Here is a 21,462-nt window from a genome sequence, read left to right on the forward strand (position 1 = left end):
ATACTCAAATTTTCCCGACTTTGTACTGCCTTAAAAAATTTGGACATGTTTATTTTAATTGTTAGCTAAATACTGTTTACGATATTCGACTGGAGTTAAGCCATGTCGTTTAAGTGAAATTCGCTGAGTATTGTACCAAGTAATATAATTCTCCACTAACGTGCTCAGTTCACTAAGAGAAGCGATCCTAACTCGTTTTAAACATTCACGTTTAAGCATACTGAAAAAACTTTCGACCGAGGCATTATCTAAACAATTTCCCTTACGGGACATACTTTGAATGAAATGATGATATCTTAGTTTAACTTGATAATTGGTCATTTGATATTGCCAACCTTGATCAGAATGTAGAATTGGTTTGATTGTTGCGGGAATTTTTTTAATAACAGTTTCAAGGGTCTGATCAATCAAAATACGATTGGGTGTTGAACTAACCTTAGCCGCTAAAACTTCATTGCTGGCTTCATCAATAACAGTCGAGATATACCCCCATTTTCCACACGTAAGTTTAACTTGACTGACGTCAGTATGTAAAACAGTGTATGGTTTCTGGGCCTTGAATTGTTGTTTGAGTAAATTAGGTACCACTTGTTCAATATGACCATGATATGAGTTGTAGCGCCCAGAATGTTTTGAAAAAAGAGTAACCTGTAGACCCATAGAAAACATAACTTTACGAATGGTTTCCAAGCAGAGCTTAATATGATGCTTTTTTAAAACAAGTCCCATGCGACGATAACCATAAGTTTGATAAAAGCGGGCAAATTCTTGCCGAATAATTTGTTTAACTTGACGATATTTATCAGGACGTTTTAGACAAGCTAAGTGATAGTAATACGTTGAACGTGCGAGTTCCGCAATTTTTAAGAGTATATTAAAGGGAGTGTTACGCCGTAATTCGTTAATTATTTTGACTTTTAGTCCTGTTTTTGGCTTCGAATTACGGCATCCAATTTTTTTAGATAAACATTCTCAACTTTAGTATAGGAAAGTTCCTGTTCCAATTGTTTAATCCGTTTTTGTTGCCGTTCAATTAACTGTTGTTCAGCATTTTTCTTGGATGTTGCTTTCTTTTTCTTAACCATCTTAGGTCGTCCTATCTTAGATGAAATTACGGCTTTAATTCCAAACTGTCGTATTAATTTAAGCCAATTATAAACGACTGTGTGGCTGATATCAAAGTGCACGGCTGTTTTTTGAATACTGGTAGCGTGATTCAAATAATAGGTAATAACCGTCACTTTAAAATCGTTAGAATAACGGCGACGTTTATGCCGTTTAAGTCCGGTGGGGCCAAAAGCTTTATAACGCGACAACCATATTACTAGCGGTGTATCACTCGGTATCTTATATTTCAGACACAGTGTGTGTAATGAACTTTCACTATTTAAATATTCTTTAACTACTTTCAGCTTAAAGTTGTAAATATAACTACGCATCAAAAAAGCACCTCCAAAACTTGATTTACATGTCCAAGTTTTGTAAGGCACTTCACTTATGTCACACTCTTATTAAATGCACAGCTCACCGGAGTTTTTTGATTTTTATACCAAGATGAAATAGTGTGTTTAATTCAAAATAGTTTTAGCATTAACAAATTCATGTATTCCCATTTCACTCAATTCACGGCCATAACCGGAGTTTTTAACACCACCAAATGGTAACTCAGGATAAGATGTCAGTGGCTGATTAATGGCAACTTGCCCAGTCTCAATGTGAGATGCTAACTCTTTTGCGTGTGCGATATTTTGTGAATAAATGGCTCCGCCTAAGCCATAGCATGAGTTATTGGCAATCTTAAGAATTTCTTTCTCTGTTTCAGCTTTGTAGATTTGTGCAACGGGACCAAATAGTTCAGTATCATACATCGGGTTTTCTGGCGTCATCCCTGAAATAATCAGTGGGTTGAACAAAGCGCCAGGGCCTTGTGGCAATGAAGTATCTCCCCAAAGGACTTGTGCTCCTCCAGCCAGAACTTTCTCTACCTGCTCATGTAACGCTTTTTGAGCACTTTTAGATGATAACGGTCCAAGTGTTGTCTGTGCGTCAAGTGGATCTCCTAATTTACGCGCTGCGAACGCAGTACTGATTCCGGCAAGAAAATCATCGTAAATACCACTTTGGACAATATAGCGTTTAGCGGCTGTGCATACTTGCCCTGAATTATTTAAACGTGCTGAAACAGCGCCATCAACAGCAGCTTTTAGATCAGCATCATTTAAAACGATGCAAACATCGGTTCCACCAAGCTCCATCGTTGATTTCTTCAGGTTCTTACCAGCTTCAGCGGCTATTTTTCGACCGGCATTTTCAGAACCAGTTAAAGCAACACCTTGAACCCGCGGATCCGCGATAATTCTGTTAACCTGATTGTAATTAATGAAGAGGTTCTTAAACGCACCTTCAGGAATACCAACCTTGTTGCATGCATCTTCAAAAGCCTGGGCACATTCAGGAACAATGCTAGCATGTTTTAGAAGAACCGGATTACCGATAATAAAGTTAGGGGCAAAAACACGCATAATTTGTGTATAAGGAAAATTCCACGGCTCGACTGACAGCACTGCCCCAATCGAACTGAATTCAACATGAGCTTTTTTTTCAGGAACATTATTATATGGAATGGGTTTAAGGGCTGCCGGGCCATTTTTGACATAGTACATTGCGAATTCGACATTCTTTTTAACCTCTGAACGTGCCTGAGTAATTAACTTACCCATATTAGTTGTCAAAAGGCGGGCATATTTTTCGTTGTGGGCAGCAAATTCTTGTGCTAACTTTTCAAGTTGTGCGGCCCTTTCTGTGCTTGGTTGTTGTTTAGCAGTATGATAAAAATAATCTGCTTTTTCTAAAGCTTGTTCAACTTCTGCATCACTTGTAGTTGGAAACTCACGAATGGTTTCTCCGTTAAAAGGATTAATTGCTGTATAAGACATATCTTCTTGCACTCCTTCCACTATCTTAATACCATAATGACTTTTCTATAGTAGAATTACAACACATCTGCTTATTTGGTACATAGGTGAAATTGTGCGCAAACTTTTGATACGCGATTTGCGTAATTAACAAAGTGGGGTTATAACTGAAATAGTCTATAGTTGACATACATTGTGATATTATTCATTAATTTTGGCACTAAAAGGCGTGCCGAAATGTTGTTTAGTAGATATTGTAAACACTTACATTAGTTTCTATAATTAAAAGTGAAATAAAGGGAGGTTACTCGAATGGAAGCTACAAAAAAAGTTCCTAAGAAGTCTTCATTAAAGACGAAAGTACAAAAACTAGGAACCAGTCTTAGTGGAATGATTATGCCTAACATTGCAGCCGTTATTGCTTGGGGCTTAGTCACAGCTATATTTATGGCACAAGGATGGTTCCCCAATGCACAGATTGCTAAGATGATAAGTCCAATGCTTAATTATCTGATACCATTATTAATTGCCTATGTTGGTGGTCGAATGGTTTACGAAGAGCGTGGGGCTGTCGTTGGTGCAGTCGCCGCAATGGGTGTAATTGTTGGGTCGAGTGTTCCAATGTTTATCGGTGCAATGATTATGGGGCCTTTGGGTGGCTGGTGTATCAAGAAATTTGATCAGCTTTTCCAAGATAAGATTAAATCCGGTTTTGAAATGATATACAATAATTTCTCGAGTGGTATTCTCGGAATGGTTTTAGCTATTTTTGGGGTTTTTGTTGTAAACCCTCTTGTAACAGCCGGAAGTAACTTCATGAGCCGCGGGGTCGACTGGATCATTTCGATTCATATGCTGCCGTTAGCTAATATTTTCATTGAACCAGCAAAGATCCTATTCCTAAACAACGCTATCGGAAATGGTATCTTGGTTCCCCTCGGAATCCAACAAGCATCAACAGCTGGTAAATCAGTGCTATTCTTGCTTGAATCAAACCCAGGACCTGGGATTGGAATTCTGATTGCTTTCATGATTTTTGGCAAGGGAACAGCTAAAGCATCTGCTCCAGGAGCTGCGATTATTCAATTCTTTGGTGGGATTCATGAAATCTACTTCCCATATGTTTTGATGAAACCTGCATTGATTCTGGCTGCTATTGCTGGTGGTGTAAGTGGAACATTTACTTTCTCACTGTTAAACACAGGGATCAAAGCTGCTGCTTCACCTGGTTCAATTATCGCTATCTTATTGATGACACCTAAAGGCAATTATTTCCAGATCTTAACTGGGGTTGCTGTTGCAGCGATCGTATCGTTTATCGTTGCTGCAGTCATTCTGAAAGCTGATAAGTCAGTTGATGATACAGATTTGGCAGCAAAACAGGCACAAATGGATCAAATGAAAGCTGAATCAAAGGGTGGCGTACCATCTGCTGCAGATGCAGAACGTTCAGTTCAAGATTATGCGGATGTTAAAAAAGTTATTTTTGCTTGTGATGCCGGAATGGGTTCTTCTGCAATGGGAGCTTCATTATTGCGGGATAAAGTCAAAAAAGCAGGAATCAAAGACATCCCTGTAACAAATATAGCAATTAGCCGATTGAAGGATGAAGAAGGCTTATTGGTTGTCACACAAGACGAGTTAGCTGATCGGGCGTTACAGAAAACACCGAATGCAATGCATATCTCTGTTGGTAATTTCCTAAGCAGCCCTAGGTACGATGAAGTTGTTATTAACTTAAAGACTGTCAAACAGATTGCTCCTGCTGATAGTCAAGCTAAAGCTAAAACAACCGAAGCTGCCGCGGCAAATGGTAAAGTTGGTGCGATTGATTATGTAGCTGTCAAGGAAGTTGACTTTATCCATCATGACCAAAAAGTCGGCTCTGCTACTATGGCAACTTCATTGTTCAAAGATCGTTTAAAGAAGGAAGGCAAAAAAACGCCAGTTAGAAACCTTGGAATCGACGAATTGGAAGATAGCAAAGAACACCTTGTTATCGTAACGCCAGAAGCAGAAAAAAATCTGAAACTGCGTTATACTGAAGTACAGATAATAAGCGTTGAAGATTTGTTAAATTCCAAAGATTACGAATACATTGTTGAACATCTAAGCTGACACTATAAAGGAATGATTTAGTTGATTTTATTATCAGATCGCCAAAAGAAAATCTTATTAAGACTCTGTGAATCTGATAATGGAATAGCTATGTCTGCTATTGAGAATTCACTGCATATTAGTCGTAGAACAATCTACCGTGAATTTTCAGAGTTGAAACTGTACCTGCAACAACATGGACTGAGCGTTCAAAATGCGGATGGGCACTATCGGTTATCTGGTCCAATAAGAGCACTGGACGGTTTGCGAACTGAGTTGCAAGGACAAAATGAGCGAATAGAGTTGACTGCTAAACAGCGGCAAGATGCATTAGCGTGTCTACTACTGTTAAGCGATGAGCCAGTTAAAATTTTCTCACTGGCAGTTTCACTTGATGTTAGCGAAGGAACGATTCAACGTGACTTAAAGGTCATAACAGCGGCATTAAAGGAATATCAAGTTAAGGTTGTACCTAAAAAAGCTGTTGGGATCCAAACGGTTGGACAAGAGACTCAAATCAGATTGATTCTGTGCGGTATTTTAACAAGTGAAATTAATGAATATGAGTTCTTTGAATATTTGAACTCACAAAATGATTATCAGCCGCATAATTTTTTCTTGAAACTTTGCCCTAAAGAAATCCTTTTAGCATGTGCCAAGGCATTAAAACAAGCAACAGGATCTAAATTGGCACATAATTCAGATGTTCAAGAGGTCCAACTGATTTTGATTATTGCGATTTCTGTTATCAGAATGACAAACAATACAATCAGAAAGTACCAGGTTGTTGATGTGGGGGATCTTTTTAAGTACCGCCAACGGGCATTGGAGATTTTGAATCACTTTGATAGCAGAATCAAGGAAAAGATAACGACTAGTGAAGTTGATTTCATTGCAATTCAAATAAAAGGTTTGGATTACAAGTTGGTTAAGGGAGACTGGGCACATAATTATGATTTCCAGATTTCCTTTAACGTTAAGCAACTGATCCAGGAAGTATCCGAGACTTTTCATTGGAACTTTAGCCGTGATACAGAACTATTCGCACGTTTAGTAAAACATATGACATTTCTGTTGCATAACGAAGGGGTAAAGCTACCTAATACCCGGATCAAGGTACTAAATAATGTTAGCGTTCAATACGCATCACTTTATCAGCTCCTACAGGGGGCCTTAGCTAAAGTCTTTACAGGCTATGATTTCACTGAGACAGAAGAACAGTTGATTTTACTATATTTTGCCAATAGTTACGCCAGTACTAAGAGTAATTACCTTTCAGCACTGGTTATCTGTCCTAATGGTATTGGGACAGCAAGTATTCTGAAAAGTAGACTCCGAAGAGAGATTCCTGAATTAGCGGAAATTAAAATTGCTAAGGTGTCACAATTAAATGAAATTCACCCTAACCATTACGACGTTATTCTGTCAACTCTAAGTCTGCCAGGTTTCGATTGGAATTACCATATTGTTAGTCCGTTACTTGTAGGGGATGAGATTGCTAGGATTAAGAGCTTTATCAATCAATTTAATCTAGAATATAAGCGTAAGACAGTTAGGGAAGGCAAAATGATCAGCCTTGAAGAAGGGCAGCAGCGATTAGAAGAGCTATTTGATATGACAAGTGAGAGTAAGATGCTGGTAGATCAGATTAGGTTGGAGCATCTGAATAATAACAATGAAAAACTGGCAGAATTACTTGTTCAAGTCTTAGCTAAGGTACCGACAGCAGTTGTTAAAGAGCCCCAGCAGGTTGTTCATGAAATGCTGAAACGAGTGAAAGCTGCTCCGGTAGGCATTCCTAATGCAAGTATCTCACTTGTTCATGCAACAGATAAGAGTGTTTTAAAACCATTTTTCTCGGTCTATGAACTGCGAGCACCGTTAACAATGAAAGCGATGGATCAAACGCCTATTCAGGTCAAACGCATCTTACTTATGATTGGGCCAGCACCGATGACTGATTTTCAAAATAATTTAATGGGTACGATCAGCGGTGCGATTGTAATGAATAATCGTTATACAGCTATTTTTGAAAAAGGCAATGTAGATAAGATAAAAAACTTAATAGCCGCCCAGTTTATGGAGCAGCTAGAATTTAAGAGAAAGAGATGATGAAGCTATGGATCTACAAGAAAATATGATTTTGCTTGACCAACATGTTGCAACAAAAGAAGAAGCAATTCGTCTGGCAGGAAAATTATTAGTAGATAATGGGTATGCAGAACCGGAATATATTGATTCAATGCTGGCACGTAATGCAGATGTTTCAACTTATATGGGAAACTTTATCGCCATTCCTCATGGAACTGATAGCGGTAAAAAGTATATCAAAAAAACTGGTATCTCAGTTGTCCAGGTCCCAATGGGCGTTGATTTTTCAAGTAATGGCGACGAAAATGTTGTAACGATTGTTTTCGGGATCGCTGGTTTGAATGGTGAACATTTAGAGTTGTTGTCGCAAATTGCACTGTTTTGCAGTGATGTAAATAATGTTGTTAAGCTTGCTGATGCACAGTCAGCAGGAGAAATAATTAAATTATTGAAAGAAGTTGACAAGTAATGAAAGATGTGCATTTCGGAGCAGGTAATATTGGACGCGGGTTTATTGGTGAAACTTTAGCAGCAAATGGATTTGAGATAACTTTTGTTGATGTTAACGAGCAGATTATTAATGCGTTGAATGATAAAAAAACGTATACAATCGAACTTGCTGATGAATCCCATAAGCATATTCAGGTAAGTAATGTTTGCGGAATCAATAATGGACAAGATCCTAAAGCTGTTGTGGCAGCAATTCAGGAAGCAGACTTAGTTACAACAGCAATTGGGCCAAAAATCTTGAAGTTTATTGCACCATTAATTGCAGACGGCATTAAAGCACGCCAAGAGGCAGGTAAAGCTGATAAACTTGATGTGATTGCTTGTGAAAACATGATTGGTGGTAGTCAATCCTTGAAAAAAGATGTCTACAGCCATTTAGATAAGGAAGGCCAGACATTTGCAGATAAAAATATTGGCTTCCCTAATGCGGCGGTTGATAGGATCGTTCCTCTGCAAAAGCATGAAGACCCATTATTTGTTTCGGTGGAACCCTTTAAAGAATGGGTTGTTGATGAACACCAGATGGCAAATCCAAGCTTGAAATTAACAAGTGTTGAATATGCACCTGATCTGGAACCATACATCGAACGTAAATTATTCTCTGTCAACACGGGGCACGCCACTGTTGCTTATACAGGGAAGTATCATGGTTATGAAGATATTGGTTCTGCGATCAAAGACCCTGCTGTTTTAGGACAGTTAAAAAAAGTTTTGAAAGAAACTGGCGATCTGCTGATTAATAAATGGGGATTTGAACGTGCTAAACACGAGGCATATCAACAAAAGATCATTGGACGTTTTCAAAACCCATATCTTTCAGATGATATTGCACGTGTAGGTCGGACACCAATCAGAAAACTAGGCTTTGACGAGCGGTTTATTCGTCCAATCAGAGAATCAAAAGAACGTGGTCTTTCATATGCAGCTCTTTTGGAAACTGTAGGGATGATTTATGCGTTTGATGAACCTAAAGATGAGGAAAGTCAGAAACTACAAGAACTATTAAAAGAAAAACCTTTGGTAGATGTTGTTAAGGAAACAACAGGCTTGCAGGATGAAGAACTGATCCAAGAAGTCGTTGCTTCAGCTGAAAAAGCTGCAAAATAAGACTGTAGTATGTAAGTCTAATTTATGAATTGAATAGGTGCTTGGAGCAGAATTTGGTTTTTGTTCTAAGCACTTTTTGTATCTGAAAAAATAATTTGTTTTTGTAATTGGTAAGGCTATGATTTGTAAAAAGATAAATTCAAAAAATAACATTTTGGAACTATACCATTTTAAACTATTCTTGACACGTATTGGACAATGAGTTATATTTATTGGTGGTTATTGGTTTAATAGATGTTTTTATACATCTATACCTATTTTAAAAAAGACAGAAAAAAGACAATATTAAATGTGAAAGGCTGGTTTTTGGTATGTGCGGTATAGTTGGGGTTACAGGAAAAGAGAATGCAGTAGATATCTTACTGAATGGATTAGGACGGCTTGAATATCGTGGATATGATTCTGCAGGTATCTACGTTAACGATCAAAATGGAAAAGAATACCTCGTTAAAGAAAAAGGGCGTATTGCAGATTTGAGAAAAGAAATAACCCCCGAGGTTCATGGAACAACGGGTATTGGCCATACACGCTGGGCAACCCATGGGATTCCTAGTAAAGCTAATGCACATCCACATGTTTCCGCTGATGGTCGTTACTACCTTGTACATAACGGTGTTATTGGAAACTTTGCTCAATTAAAGGAAGAATATTTAGCAGATATAACTTTTGTTAGCGATACAGATACAGAAGTTATTGTGCAATTGATTGCCAAGTTTGCGCAAACGGGTCTTTCAACAAAGGAAGCTTTTAAAAAGACGCTGACTTTAATTGATGACAGCTCATCCTACTCATTCTTGCTAGTTGATCACCAGGAACCAGATACCTTATACGTTGCCAAAAATAAAAGTCCATTATTAATTGGGATCGGTGAGGGCTTTAATGTTGTCTGCAGTGATGCAATCGCAATGCTGGACCAGACACATGATTTTGTTGAATTAATTGATGGTGAGATCGTGGTCGTTAAACCACAAAGCGTAACAATTGAAAATATGGAAGGCAACCAACTTAAGCGTGAACCATTCCATGTCGATACAGATGCTTCTGAAGCTGAAAAGGGTGCCTATCCTTATTACATGTTGAAGGAGATTGATGAACAACCAGGTGTTATGCGGAATCTGATTGAACATTATATTGGTGAAGATGGGTCGATCAAGATCGATAAGAAGATGCTAGAAGGGCTTAATCAAGCACAGCGGTTATATATCGTTGCTGCGGGTACGAGTTATCATGCGGGTCTTGTGGGCAAAGAGTTATTTGAAAGATTAACTAATATTCCGACAGAAGTTCATGTTGCGTCTGAATTTGCTTATAATCCGCCGATATTGGCAGACCGTCCATTCTTCATTTTCTTAACGCAAAGTGGTGAGACAGCTGATAGCCGCCAAGTGCTTGCGCAAGTTAATAAATGGGGTTACCCAAGTTTAACAATTACCAATGTCGCCAATTCAACCTTATCGCGTGAAGCTACACACACATTACTATTACATGCGGGTCCTGAGATCGCGGTCGCATCGACTAAGGCTTATACAGGGCAAATTGCACTTGAAGCAATTTTGGCTAAGGCTATGGGACAATTGAAAGGTCTTGAGAAAGCAGCACAATTTAATGTAGCTAAAGAATTAAGCTTTGTTGCTAACGGGATGCAGGAATTAGTTGATGGCAAAGCACATATTGAGAAAATGGCTAAAGATGTTTTAGCAACAACACGCAATGCATTTTATATTGGACGTGCAATTGACTATGATATCGCCCAAGAGGCTGCGCTCAAGTTGAAGGAAGTATCTTATGTTCAAACTGAGGGCTTCGCTTCTGGTGAACTAAAACATGGGACGATCGCACTAATTGAAAAAGATACGCCGGTTATTGCTATTATCACAGATGAAAAAACGGCTAAGCATACACGGAGCAATACACAAGAGGTTTTAGCTCGTGGAGCACGGGTAATTTATATCGCAAGTCGTAAATTAGCTGTTGCGGGTGATCAAATCGTTTTACCTGAGGTTCATCCTTTACTGACACCGTTATTGGCAATTATTCCATGCCAGTTATTAGCATACTACACTAGTTTACAACGTGGCTATGATGTAGATAAGCCGCGTAACCTTGCCAAGAGTGTTACGGTTGAATAAAGAAGTGTAATTAGTTTCTTTAAGCATTGAAGTACAACAAAGTATACTACGATATAAGTTTAAAAAACGAGTTATATTCAAAACCAATATTTTGAATATAACTCGTTTTTGTGTAACTTTTACTAATAGCTGGTGAGGAAAAATAACCTTGATTAGAAAAGGATAAAAAAATAGGTTTTTTGCAATATTTATCGGGCTCTAGATTGGATTTTTGCTATTCTAGTAGTATATTTAGGGTGGCAGAGATTATTTTCTTAGTTAAAAAATTAAAATGATCAGCTTTTTTGTTACATAATAGGTATGAAGAAGGAGGTAAAAAAATGAGTATTGTTCCATTAGCTCGTTTTCAATTTGCAATGACAACGATTTTTCATTTCTTTTTTGTGCCATTCTCAATTGGGATGGCATTAGCTGTTGCGATTATGGAAACGATGTATGTAATTACCAAAAAAGAAGAGTATCTCAAAATGACAAAGTTTTGGGGGAATATTTTTTTGTTGAGCTTTGCAGTAGGAGTTGTTACTGGTATTATTCAAGAATTTCAGTTTGGAATGAACTGGTCTGACTATTCCCGGTTTGTTGGGGATATTTTTGGAGCCCCATTAGCTGTTGAAGCATTATTAGCCTTTTTCATGGAATCTACCTTTTTGGGTTTATGGATTTTTACATGGAAAATGGTTAGTCCTAAATTACATGTTGTGTTTATTTGGTTAGTAACTTTTGCTTCGGGAATTTCAGCTTTTTGGATCTTGGCGGCAAATAGTTTTATGCAGCATCCGACAGGTTATACACTTAAAGACGGACATGCAGTAATGAATGACTTCGGTGCATTGCTGACTAATGCACAGTTATGGTATGAATTTTCACATGTTATTGCGGGAGCAGTTACGATGGGAGGAATGATTCTTGCCGGTCTTTCTGCATTCCAGTTATTAAAACGTAAGAACAATGAGATGAGTTTTTATAAGAAATCGCTGCGGCTTGGTCTGCTAATAACTTTAGTTGGATCACTTTCTGTTTTGATGAGTGGAGATTTGCAAATGAAAGCGTTGGTTAAAGAACAGCCAATGAAGTTTGCTGCTACTGAAGGCTTATATCGCGATACACCTGATCCTGCAGCACTAACAATGATTGCATGGGCGAATGAAAATCAGCATAAACGTGTCTTCGGGGTGGAATTACCCTATGCTTTAAGTATTTTGGCATATAATAAGTTCTCTGGTTCGATTAAGGGTATGAATAGTATTAACAAACAATTAGTTAAGAAATATGGACAACGCAATTATTATCCACCAGTCAATACGTTATTCTGGAGTTTTAGGATTATGGTTGGTTTTGGACTACTGATGTTGCTAGTGGCTATTTTAGGACTCTTTTTCACGCGAAAAAAGAAGCAGTTGCTCTACCGACAGAAATGGATGCTCTGGATACTGGGGTTATGTACTTTTATCCCATTTGTAGCTAATACAGCAGGGTGGTTGGTGACAGAGTTGGGAAGATATCCATGGACTGTTTATGGAGTATTCACGATTAAACAGAGTGTCTCGCCTAATGTTTCAGTTACGTCACTTTTAATTTCAAATACGATTTATTTCTTACTTTTCTCGGGCTTGGCAATTACAATGATTGCTTTGATAATCCGTGAATTGAAAAAGGGACCAGAAGACGAAGAAAAGCAAGCACAAGAAGATCAAAAGTCTGAAGCCGATCCATTTGATAAGGGGGCGTTTGAATAATGAGCTCATTACAACTTCTCTGGTTTATCTTGATTGGAGTCTTATTTGCGGGCTTCTTCTTCTTGGAAGGTTTTGATTTTGGTGTTGGAATGTCAGTTCAAACGTTGGCACATAATGAAAAGGAAAAGGATCAATTAGTTTCAACGATTGGACCGGTATGGGATGGTAATGAAGTTTGGCTGATAACGGCTGGTGGCGCAATGTTCGCCTCATATCCTTTCTGGTATTCAGCGTTGTTCAGCGGGTATTACCTTATTTTATTTGTTATTTTAGTTGGTTTAATCATTCGTGGAGTTTCATTTGAATTTCGGCAAAAGGTTGCGCCCAAGTATAAGAATCTTTGGAATTGGACATTGACGACGGGCAGCTTTATAGTGCCATTCTTCTTTGGAGTACTTTTTATCAGTATGATCCAAGGGATGCCACTTGATGCGAAGGGAAATATGACTGCGAGTTTCACTGATTATATCAACCTCTTTTCAATTGTAGGCGGGGTGGCTTTGTCTTTATTAAGTTATCTGCACGGCTTAAACTATATTGCGTTGAAGACGATTGGACCGGTTCGTGAACGTGCTAAAAACTATGCTGAGTTTTTATATGGTGTCTTGTATGTCGGGCTAGTAGCATTTGCTGTTTTACTCTACTTTAAGACTGACTTCTTCAAGCTACACATGGGAGCAACTGTTACCTTGCTGGTCGTAATCGTTTTATTGACACTCGTAGCAAATATCAGTGTGATAAAAAGCAAAGAATTGTCGGCCTTTTTAGCCAGTGGTCTAACACTTGTCTCATTGGTCGCCCTTTTATTTACGGGGCTCTTCCCGAGAGTAATGATCAGTTCACTTACGCAAAAATATGACTTATTGATTACAAACGCTTCTTCAAGCCCTTATACCTTAAGAATAATGAGCTATATCGCGTTAACGTTCTTGCCCTTTGTTTTGGTGTATATTGCATGGACGTACTATATTTTCAGGAAACGTATTAGACATGACCGTTACACGGAGTACTAAGTATGATCGATAAAAGTATTTTAAAGTTTCCCAATATAAAAAAAATATTGACACTATTAGTTGGAATAACTTTTCTTCAAGCTTGTGCAATCGTCGGTCAGGCTTGCTTCCTAGCGGGGGCAATTGTCGGCTTGTGGGAAGGCCAGCAGTTGAATAAGCAGCTCTTTAAAATACTTCTTTTTGCTGTATGTTTTTGTGTTAGGCAAGCAATCACCTTTTTTAGAGAGCGGGTGCTTGATCATTATGCAGCTGAACAAGCGGGAGAGTTGCGTCAACAACTTTTGACTAAGATCTTTCATGTCGGTCCAGAAGTAGTCCAACAAAATGGGACAGGAAACGTAACTACAATGGTATTGGAAGGTATCGATCAAGTTGAAAACTATCTTCACTTAATACTATCTAAAATTATTAGTCTAATGATTATTCCGTGGGTCATTTTGCTGGCTATTTTATTTTTTGATTGGAAGGCTGCAGCTTTTTTGTTGGCGATTTTTCCCGTTATTATCATTTTTATGATCGTTTTAGGTTATGCAGCACAAGCTAAGGCTGATCGACAATATAAAACCTATCAACTTTTATCTAATCATTTTGTTGATTCCCTCCGTGGAATTGATACCTTAAAGTTCTTTGGACTCAGTAAGAGATATGGTAAGAGTATTTTTCGAACTAGCGAACGGTTCCGAGTGGCCACGCTTAATACACTAAAAATTGCAATACTCTCAACTTTCGCACTAGACTTCTTTACGACGTTATCAATAGCAGTAGTAGCCGTTTTGTTAGGGTTACGTTTGATTAATGGGCAGATGTTACTGTATCCAGCTCTAACGATCTTAATCTTGAGTCCAGAATATTTCTTGCCGATTCGCGATTTTTCAGGCGATTATCATGCAACACTTAATGGCAAAAATTCATTAAGTGCAATTGAACAGATCTTAGAAATCAAAGAAACGGTAACTACACAACAGCAGTTACCAGATTGGAATGCACAAAGCCGCCTGCAAATTACTGGGCTAACTTTTCGTTACGCTGAAGAACAGCCGCAAATTAAAATGACGTTAAACGCTGAAGGATATCAGAAGATTGGAATTATTGGTCTTAGCGGATCAGGTAAATCGACATTGATTAATCTTTTGAGTGGGTTTTTATCACCAACAGCTGGTCGGATTAGGGTAAATGGGGTGGAACTAACATCTTTTTCACAGCACGATTGGCAACAGCAGGTTATCTACATCCCGCAAAACCCGTATATCTTTAAAGCAACATTGCGCGCTAATATTGCGTTCTATCAACCTGAAGCAACTATCGAGCAAGTGCGCGAAGCTATTAAAGTAGTAGGGTTGACCCAGTTAGTGAGTGAATTATCTAATGGAATAGACACAGTTATTGGTGAAGGCTCGCGTACTTTAAGTGGTGGACAAGCTCAAAGGATAGCCTTAGCACGTGCTTTTTTAGATAAGAAACGCAAAATACTTCTTTTTGATGAGCCAACAGCACATCTAGATATTGAGACTGAGGTCGAATTGAAAGAAAAAATGCTACCATTGATGGAAAATCATTTAGTCTTCTTTGCGACGCACCGGTTGCATTGGATGAAAGAAATGGACCAGATTATTGTAATGGATGCTGGGAAGACGATTGAACAGGGAACACTCAAGGAATTGAAACAGCAGGATGGTTCTTTTGTGCATCTGAGTAGTTTAGTGGGGAGACTTTGAGATGAACATTTTTAGAATATTAAAAAATGATAGTTGGATCAAACCATTCTTGCATAAGTACCGTAAGTCGCTAATTCTAGCTCTGATATTGGGCTTTATTACTTTCTTTTGTGCAGGAGCGTTGATGTTTAATTCAGGTTATCTGATAAGTCGTTCAGCTTCTTTACCTGAAAATATTTTATTAGTATATGTTCCTATTGTTTTGACCCGTGCTTTTGGGATAAGTCGACCAGTTTTTAAGTACCTAGAGCGTCTAACTAGTCATAATTGGGTACTTAAAATGACTTCTGAATTACGTTTGAAATTATATCAAGTTTTAGAAAAAGATGCCGTCTTCTTTAAAAATGATTACCAAACAGGTGATATTTTAGGATTACTCTCTGAAGATATTGATCATATTCAAAATTTGTATCTCCGAACCGTTTTCCCAACTATTATTGCTTGGTTGTTATATATTTTTATTGTTATTGGTTTAGGTTACTTTTCGCTATGGTTTGCACTAGTAATGTTATTGCTATTTGCAGTTGTTATCTTTGTACTACCGCTTTGGTCAGTAGTTATTAATGGGGCTCGCCAAGAACAACAGAAGCAAATGCGCAACCAACTATATACAGAATTAACGGATAATGTTCTTGGAATCTCTGATTGGATCTTTAGTCAACGAAACTTACAGTATACGGAAAAGCATGTCCAGCATGAGAAAAAATTAAGAAAAGTAACCCAAGAGATAAGAAATTTCAACCATACTCGTAATTTCATCGCGCAACTTATCTTTTGTATGATTGCTGTAGCTCTTTTGTTATGGACTAGTCGTTATTTTCCTGGAAATCATGGAGGACAGGCGAATTGGATCGCAGCATTTGTTTTAGTGATTTTTCCCTTGATCGATGCTTTTGCCCCCTTATCAGATTCAGCGCAGGAGACTAATATTTATAAAGATTCGCTGTTGCGCTTTAATCAGCTTCAAAATAAGCAGCAAGTAAAAGTAGAAACTTTGCAGAATCAGGCAAAGCTAGATACACCGTATACAATCGAGATTAAGCACTTAGATTTTAGGTATACGGATGGAGATAAGTTAATTATTGAAGACCTTAATCTAAAAATTGCTGGTGGGGAGAAGTTAGCCATTCTAGGAAGAAGCGGTTCAGGCAAAAGCACACTAGCTAACTTAATTCGTGGAGACCGACGACCAACTCGTGGAACAGTAGAACTTAACCAACAGGAAACAGCCCTTTTGGGGGATGATATCAGTAATTATATCGGTGTAATTCATCAGACTCCGTATTTATTTAATACTTCAATTAGGAATAATCTTAGCATTGGGGATGAAAGTGCATCTGAACAGAGATTGTGGGATGTTTTAGAACGTGTTGGACTGAAACAGTTAGTGGCTGCTCTTCCTGAGCAACTAGATACACTAGTTGATGAAGCTGGTTTACGGTTTTCTGGTGGTGAACGGCACCGGTTAGCACTAGCACGAATCCTACTTAAAGATGTGCCTATTATTATTCTTGATGAGCCGACAGTTAGTTTAGATCCAGTAACGGAACAAGAATTGATTGAGACTTTTATTAAGGAATTACATGGTAAGACTCTAATTTGGATAACACATCATTTGCAGGGATTATCATTGATGGATCGGGTTGTTTTTCTTGAAGATGGTAGGTTACAGATGAGCGGGGACCCACAAAAACTGGCAGAAACTAGTGCACATTACCGTAAATTATTGGCGATTGATCACGGTATCTAAGAAGATATTAAAAAGCCGCCACTGAAATAGAAATTCCATGGCGTCTAGAATAATGGCCTTGAGATAAAAAATAATTTATCTATATCGGAGATACTTAGAACTTAGAAATTACGCTTGAGTAATGTAAGTGCGATTTTCCGAATCTTTTGGGTCGTTTCGTTACTAGGTAATTGGTCGATATCAGCTAGTGCTTTTTCAGTATAAGTATGTGCAAGCTGTTTAGCTTGTTCGATACCACCATATTGCCGAACTAGTTGGGCAACTTGTTTTATTTCTTGTGCTGAAATGTTCTGTCGCTTATCGAGGTAAGAAGCAAATTCTCCGGGATGAGCAGTAGCTGCAAAGAGCAAGGGTGAAGTGTAAACACCTTGGCTGATATCCTCAAGCACAGGCTTTTGAAGTATCTTTGTGCTTGAAGCGTAATCTAAGATATCATCAAATATTTGAAAAGAAATACCGATATTTGTACCAATTCTAGCAGCACAAGCAGTAACAGCTTGATCAGTATGACCGAAATAGGCTCCTTCAGAACATGCTAGTTTAAAGAGTGCTGCTGTTTTACCATTAATGTTTTCAAGATATGCAGCAATTGTCTGTCTTTGATCAAAACGCGCATGCATTTGGTTTAGCTCACCTAAAAGCAGTTTCTTCATCGCAGTGGCATTGTATTCCATGTAGGATGTCCCGTTCATTGTTTCAATTAGAATTTGAAAGAAGACGGTGAATAGAAGATCACCTGCATAAACGGCGATGTCTTTGCCATACTCAGCTTGAATAGTGATAGTTCCGTGACGCAGCGGTGAATCATCAATAATATCATCATGAATCAATGATGCCCGGTGCAATAATTCGAGGGAAGCTGCTATTTTAGTTAATTGTTGTTCATCCTGGTGCTGCTTATCACCTAATTGTGAAAAAAGCAAAAACAGGCCAGGTCGTAATAATTTACCTTGTTCTTGAGCACAAGCTGCAAGCAGGTCATGAACGCCCGGATGTGGGGTGCTGAGCCGTTGGTTTATCAAAGCATTGACAGCTTCAAGTTTACGGGCGATTGTTGGATAATGTTTCCATAAATCTTGCATATTTTATTCCTTTCCGGTTCCTAATAGACATGATATATTTTACACCATATTAAACTATATTTGCTAGTTTATATAAAGGGGGTGAACAAGTATTGACAATTCCAGTATTTTTAGAGCTAGTTGAGATTAAAGCTAAAACAGCAAGTATCTTTCCTTTTTTATTGGGTGCTTGCTACAGCTGGTTTAATTATCGTTCAGTACATTTAGGCCTTTTAGCACTGTTTTTTGTAGCAATGTTTATTTTTAATATGTCAGTTGATATTCTCGATAATTACAATGATTATCGTCACGCAACTGAAGTACATGAATATAAACAAAAAACTAATATTATCGGGCGTGAACATTTAGTACTGAAAGAAGTTTTCATTTTAATGATAACCATGATTGTTATCTCAGCCGCTATAGGGTTAGGTTTAGCGTATATTGTTGGTTGGCCGCTGTTGGTAGTGGGTGGATTTTGTTATTTAGTTGGAATCTTTTATTCATCAGGGCCACGACCATTGTCTAGCCTACCTTTAGGTGAGCTTTTTTCTGGGACAACTATGGGTTTTATGATAACTTTGATATGTGTTTACATCAATACATACCAGCTTTTTTCCTGGGATACAGTAACTATTGCTCAGATCTTCCTTATCGCTTTGCCGAATACTTTATGGATAGCCAATCTAATGCTGGCTAATAATATTTGTGATCTAGAGGAAGATGAGAAGAACCAACGTTTTACACTTGTGCATTATCTTGGGAAGAAAAATGCAATAAATTTGTTTGTCCTTATGAATATTGCCGCTATTATTGCTCTCATTACCGCTGTTTATTTAAAAATTGCGCCTTGGACAGTTTTACTAGCATTAATCGTTTTACCTATAATTATAAAACAGGTAAGGACCTTTTTAGAGAAACAGATAAAGCAGGAAACCTTTATCTGTGCTGTTCGGATACTGGCAGTTGGTGCTTTGAGCCAGACAGTATCATTTATGCTTTATATGCCATTTATTTAATATTTAAGGAGATGTAGTAATAATGAAAGAAATTGTTATTTTAGGTGCAGGGTATGCAGGTTTGAAAGCTTTACGCCATTTACAAGCTGATAAAGGTGATTTTCATATTACATTAGTCGATCGCAATGAGTATCATTACGAAGCAACAGACCTACATGAAGTTGCGGCTGGGACACAGCCTAAGGGAAAAATAACTTTTCCAATTGCTGATGTTGTGAAAGGTTCAACTACTTTTGAACGGGCTGAGGTTAAAGAAATAGACCGTAAACAACAAAAAGTCATGCTGAAAAATGGTAAAACCTTAGCATATGATTATTTGATCATCGCATTAGGCTTCAGGTCAGAATCCTTTGGGATCAAAGGTGTTGCTGAAAATGCGTTAGAAATGGTGGATGTTAAAACAGCTGAAAATGTTTACCAACATATTGTTGAACAAATGAAAGATTACGCAATTACTAAGAATAAAGATGACTTGCGAATCGTAGTCTGTGGTGCAGGTTTTACAGGAATCGAACTTCTGGGAGCTCTGGAAGATAGCCGTAAGAAACTTGCTGCGATGGCAGGTGTTGAGCCTGAAAAACTACAATTTTATTGTGTCGAAGCCGTTACTCGTTTGCTCCCAATGTTTGATGAAAAACTTGCAGACTATGGAATCTCAATGTTGAAGAGTTGGGGGATTAAGTTCCTGACAGGGAAACCTATCAAGGAAATCAAACCGGATACAGTTATCTATCAAGATGATAAAGAAACAGGTGCAACTAAAGAATTAACAGCTAAAACGATTATTTGGACAACTGGGGTTAGTGGCAGTAATGTCATGGAAGCTTCTGGTTTTTCACAACGACGTGGTCGAGTAATGGTCTCACCAGGTTTAACAGATACAGAATTTAGTAACGTTTATATTGTAGGTGATGTTTCTGCTGTAATGAATGCTGAAAATAATCGACCATATCCAACAACAGCCCAAATTGCACTTAGTATGGGTGAACATGCAGCTAAGAATATTTTATCTCAACTTAAGGGTGGTTCGATAACGCCATTTACCTTTAAATCATTAGGATCAGTGGCTTCAATCGGAAATACACATGCCTTTGGGTTGGTAGGTAAATCAATGGTTAAGGGTTATCCAGCCTCATTTGTTAAGAAAATGATTATGGATAAATCCTTATTGGAAACTGGCGGTGTCAAAGAATTACTCTCAAAGGGACGTTTTGATCTGTATCACTAAAATCATCGTATAAGAATAAGTAGTGGATTTAGATAATCTAAAATAAGTTAAACGGAGAATTTTGACTTATGGAACACGTTTATACGGAATAAAAGAGGAGCTGTGCCAAAAGTTAACTTTTGGCACAGCTCCTCTTTTTTACGTAATTTACTACGCTAAACTACTAGTACACTATTTTTGATAATTAATAAATATTGATCAAACCTTGTGTTCCTTGGTTACCCAAGCCTTTAATATCAACCATGATTTCATAAAGACGTTTAGCTTCATTAGTAGCTCGCAAATCTAACCCCATTTTAGCGGCTTCTTCAAGTGCGATACGCAGGTCTTTTAAGAAATGACGGGCGAAAAACCCTGGTGTATAATCATCCCGCAAGATACGTGGGACATAATTGTCCATACTCCAATTATCTGCACCACCACTAGACAATGTTTCAAGAATTTTTTGTTCATCAAGGCCAGCTTGTCGAGTATAGAGCAGCATTTCAGTTAATCCCGTCATCGTTCCTGCGATCATAATTTGATTTGCCATTTTAGCGTGTTGGCCCGCGCCAGCTAGTCCAAAATAATTAGCCGTCTTACCAATAGTTTTGAATAGGGGGATCATCTGCCGATAGCATTCTTCATCACCGCCAACCATAATAGTTAGGGTAGCATTTTGAGCACCAATATCACCGCCTGAAACGGGCGCGTCAAGAATATTGAAACCATGTTGTTTGCCTGCAGCAGCTATTTTAGTAGCTAAGCTGGGGCGGCTTGTTGTCATATCAATTGCTGTTGCACCTTTATGCAAGCCGGCAAAAAGTCCTTCCTTGCTAAAATAGACTTGTTCTACATCTTTTGGGAAACCAACCATCGTAAAAACAATATCACTTTGAGCGGCAACTGCTTTAGGTGTTGGAGCCCAAACTGCACCAGCAGTTATAAGCTTATCTGCTTTTTGTTTGGTTCGGTTAAAGACGGTTAAACTATGGCCTGCAGCCATAAGGTTTTTAATAATAGCTCCCCCCATAACACCAGTTCCGACAAAACCAATTTTCATTAAAATCATCCTTTCGTGGTTAGTGTGATTCGAATATTATCATAGTACC

Annotated in this window: 16 protein-coding genes; 11 read left to right on the forward strand and 5 right to left on the reverse strand. The window is 38.1% G+C overall.

What is annotated here, in order from left to right; genetic code table 11:
* Positions 1–54: 54 nt before the first annotated feature.
* The 3 genes from FC81_RS03545 to FC81_RS03555 all read right to left on the reverse strand — a co-directional run bounded on the left by FC81_RS03545 (position 55) and on the right by FC81_RS03555 (position 2,936).
* The gene (locus FC81_RS03545) at positions 55–954 is read right to left on the reverse strand and encodes an IS3 family transposase (RefSeq protein ID WP_157054697.1); all 900 of its coding nucleotides are present in this window, start codon (positions 952–954) and stop codon (positions 55–57) included.
* Complete coding sequence (locus FC81_RS03550) at positions 918–1,439, reverse strand: helix-turn-helix domain-containing protein (RefSeq protein ID WP_057743047.1); 522 nt, start codon at positions 1,437–1,439, stop codon at positions 918–920. The genes FC81_RS03545 and FC81_RS03550 overlap by 37 nt, the downstream gene beginning before the upstream one ends.
* A 129-nt stretch (positions 1,440–1,568) precedes the next feature.
* Positions 1,569–2,936: an NAD-dependent succinate-semialdehyde dehydrogenase gene (locus FC81_RS03555; RefSeq protein WP_057743049.1), complete on the reverse strand. Its 1,368-nt coding sequence runs from the start codon at positions 2,934–2,936 to the stop codon at positions 1,569–1,571.
* Between the two features lie 291 nt (positions 2,937–3,227).
* Here FC81_RS03555 and FC81_RS03560 point away from each other — a divergent pair, with 291 nt between their 5' ends.
* The 9 genes from FC81_RS03560 to cydC all read left to right on the forward strand — a co-directional run bounded on the left by FC81_RS03560 (position 3,228) and on the right by cydC (position 17,063).
* Positions 3,228–5,033 (forward strand): PTS mannitol transporter subunit IIBC, encoded by a 1,806-nt coding sequence (locus FC81_RS03560; RefSeq protein ID WP_057743050.1) that lies wholly within the window; start codon positions 3,228–3,230, stop codon positions 5,031–5,033.
* Between the two features lie 21 nt (positions 5,034–5,054).
* Positions 5,055–7,124, forward strand: coding sequence for a BglG family transcription antiterminator (locus FC81_RS03565; RefSeq protein WP_057743051.1), 2,070 nt, complete (start codon positions 5,055–5,057; stop codon positions 7,122–7,124).
* Between the two features lie 7 nt (positions 7,125–7,131).
* A complete protein-coding gene (locus FC81_RS03570; RefSeq protein ID WP_057743053.1) occupies positions 7,132–7,572 on the forward strand; it encodes a PTS mannitol transporter subunit IIA in 441 nt (146 codons plus the stop codon).
* Positions 7,572–8,720 (forward strand): mannitol-1-phosphate 5-dehydrogenase, encoded by a 1,149-nt coding sequence (locus FC81_RS03575; RefSeq protein WP_057743055.1) that lies wholly within the window; start codon positions 7,572–7,574, stop codon positions 8,718–8,720. The genes FC81_RS03570 and FC81_RS03575 overlap by 1 nt, the downstream gene beginning before the upstream one ends.
* Before the next feature lie 311 nt (positions 8,721–9,031).
* Complete coding sequence (gene glmS, locus FC81_RS03580) at positions 9,032–10,849, forward strand: glutamine--fructose-6-phosphate transaminase (isomerizing) (protein WP_057743057.1); 1,818 nt, start codon at positions 9,032–9,034, stop codon at positions 10,847–10,849.
* A gap of 320 nt (positions 10,850–11,169) precedes the next feature.
* Positions 11,170–12,585, forward strand: a complete 1,416-nt coding sequence (locus FC81_RS03585) for a cytochrome ubiquinol oxidase subunit I (protein ID WP_057743058.1) — start codon at positions 11,170–11,172, stop codon at positions 12,583–12,585.
* On the forward strand, positions 12,585–13,598 hold the full coding sequence (cydB, locus tag FC81_RS03590) for a cytochrome d ubiquinol oxidase subunit II (protein WP_057743060.1): 1,014 nt from the start codon (positions 12,585–12,587) through the stop codon (positions 13,596–13,598). Before FC81_RS03585 ends, cydB begins: the two co-directional genes overlap by 1 nt.
* Before the next feature lie 2 nt (positions 13,599–13,600).
* Positions 13,601–15,313, forward strand: coding sequence for a thiol reductant ABC exporter subunit CydD (gene cydD / locus FC81_RS03595; RefSeq protein ID WP_057743062.1), 1,713 nt, complete (start codon positions 13,601–13,603; stop codon positions 15,311–15,313).
* 1 nt (position 15,314) lies between these two features.
* Positions 15,315–17,063 carry a thiol reductant ABC exporter subunit CydC gene (cydC, locus tag FC81_RS03600; protein WP_057743064.1) on the forward strand — a complete coding sequence of 583 codons (1,749 nt, stop codon included), beginning with the start codon at positions 15,315–15,317 and terminating at the stop codon, positions 17,061–17,063.
* Between the two features lie 101 nt (positions 17,064–17,164).
* On the opposite strand, the gene FC81_RS03605 is transcribed toward cydC, so the two are convergent.
* Positions 17,165–18,145 carry a polyprenyl synthetase family protein gene (locus FC81_RS03605; RefSeq protein WP_057743065.1) on the reverse strand — a complete coding sequence of 327 codons (981 nt, stop codon included), beginning with the start codon at positions 18,143–18,145 and terminating at the stop codon, positions 17,165–17,167.
* Between the two features lie 92 nt (positions 18,146–18,237).
* Between FC81_RS03605 and FC81_RS03610 the strand changes: the two genes are divergently transcribed.
* Positions 18,238–19,143, forward strand: coding sequence for a prenyltransferase (locus FC81_RS03610; RefSeq protein WP_057743067.1), 906 nt, complete (start codon positions 18,238–18,240; stop codon positions 19,141–19,143).
* Between the two features lie 22 nt (positions 19,144–19,165).
* Positions 19,166–20,371: an NAD(P)/FAD-dependent oxidoreductase gene (locus FC81_RS03615; protein WP_057743069.1), complete on the forward strand. Its 1,206-nt coding sequence runs from the start codon at positions 19,166–19,168 to the stop codon at positions 20,369–20,371.
* A gap of 184 nt (positions 20,372–20,555) precedes the next feature.
* Here FC81_RS03615 and FC81_RS03620 read toward each other — a convergent pair whose 3' ends face one another.
* Positions 20,556–21,413: an NAD(P)-dependent oxidoreductase gene (locus FC81_RS03620; protein ID WP_057743071.1), complete on the reverse strand. Its 858-nt coding sequence runs from the start codon at positions 21,411–21,413 to the stop codon at positions 20,556–20,558.
* Between the last annotated feature and the right edge of the window lie 49 nt (positions 21,414–21,462).

Source organism: Liquorilactobacillus capillatus DSM 19910, from assembly GCF_001434915.1.
GTDB lineage: Bacteria > Bacillota > Bacilli > Lactobacillales > Lactobacillaceae > Liquorilactobacillus > Liquorilactobacillus capillatus.

Excerpts from the sequence above, each read along its gene's own strand:
- FC81_RS03550 (WP_057743047.1), bottom strand. The coding sequence starts at position 1,439 with ATGCGTAGTTATATTTACAACTTTAAGCTGAAAGTAGTTAAAGAATAT.
- FC81_RS03555 (WP_057743049.1), bottom strand. The coding sequence starts at position 2,936 with ATGTCTTATACAGCAATTAATCCTTTTAACGGAGAAACCATTCGTGAG.
- FC81_RS03560 (WP_057743050.1), top strand. The coding sequence starts at position 3,228 with ATGGAAGCTACAAAAAAAGTTCCTAAGAAGTCTTCATTAAAGACGAAA.
- FC81_RS03570 (WP_057743053.1), top strand. The coding sequence starts at position 7,132 with ATGGATCTACAAGAAAATATGATTTTGCTTGACCAACATGTTGCAACA.
- FC81_RS03575 (WP_057743055.1), top strand. The coding sequence starts at position 7,572 with ATGAAAGATGTGCATTTCGGAGCAGGTAATATTGGACGCGGGTTTATT.
- glmS (WP_057743057.1), top strand. The coding sequence starts at position 9,032 with ATGTGCGGTATAGTTGGGGTTACAGGAAAAGAGAATGCAGTAGATATC.
- FC81_RS03585 (WP_057743058.1), top strand. The coding sequence starts at position 11,170 with ATGAGTATTGTTCCATTAGCTCGTTTTCAATTTGCAATGACAACGATT.
- cydB (WP_057743060.1), top strand. The coding sequence starts at position 12,585 with ATGAGCTCATTACAACTTCTCTGGTTTATCTTGATTGGAGTCTTATTT.
- cydD (WP_057743062.1), top strand. The coding sequence starts at position 13,601 with ATGATCGATAAAAGTATTTTAAAGTTTCCCAATATAAAAAAAATATTG.
- cydC (WP_057743064.1), top strand. The coding sequence starts at position 15,315 with ATGAACATTTTTAGAATATTAAAAAATGATAGTTGGATCAAACCATTC.
- FC81_RS03605 (WP_057743065.1), bottom strand. The coding sequence starts at position 18,145 with ATGCAAGATTTATGGAAACATTATCCAACAATCGCCCGTAAACTTGAA.
- FC81_RS03615 (WP_057743069.1), top strand. The coding sequence starts at position 19,166 with ATGAAAGAAATTGTTATTTTAGGTGCAGGGTATGCAGGTTTGAAAGCT.
- FC81_RS03620 (WP_057743071.1), bottom strand. The coding sequence starts at position 21,413 with ATGAAAATTGGTTTTGTCGGAACTGGTGTTATGGGGGGAGCTATTATT.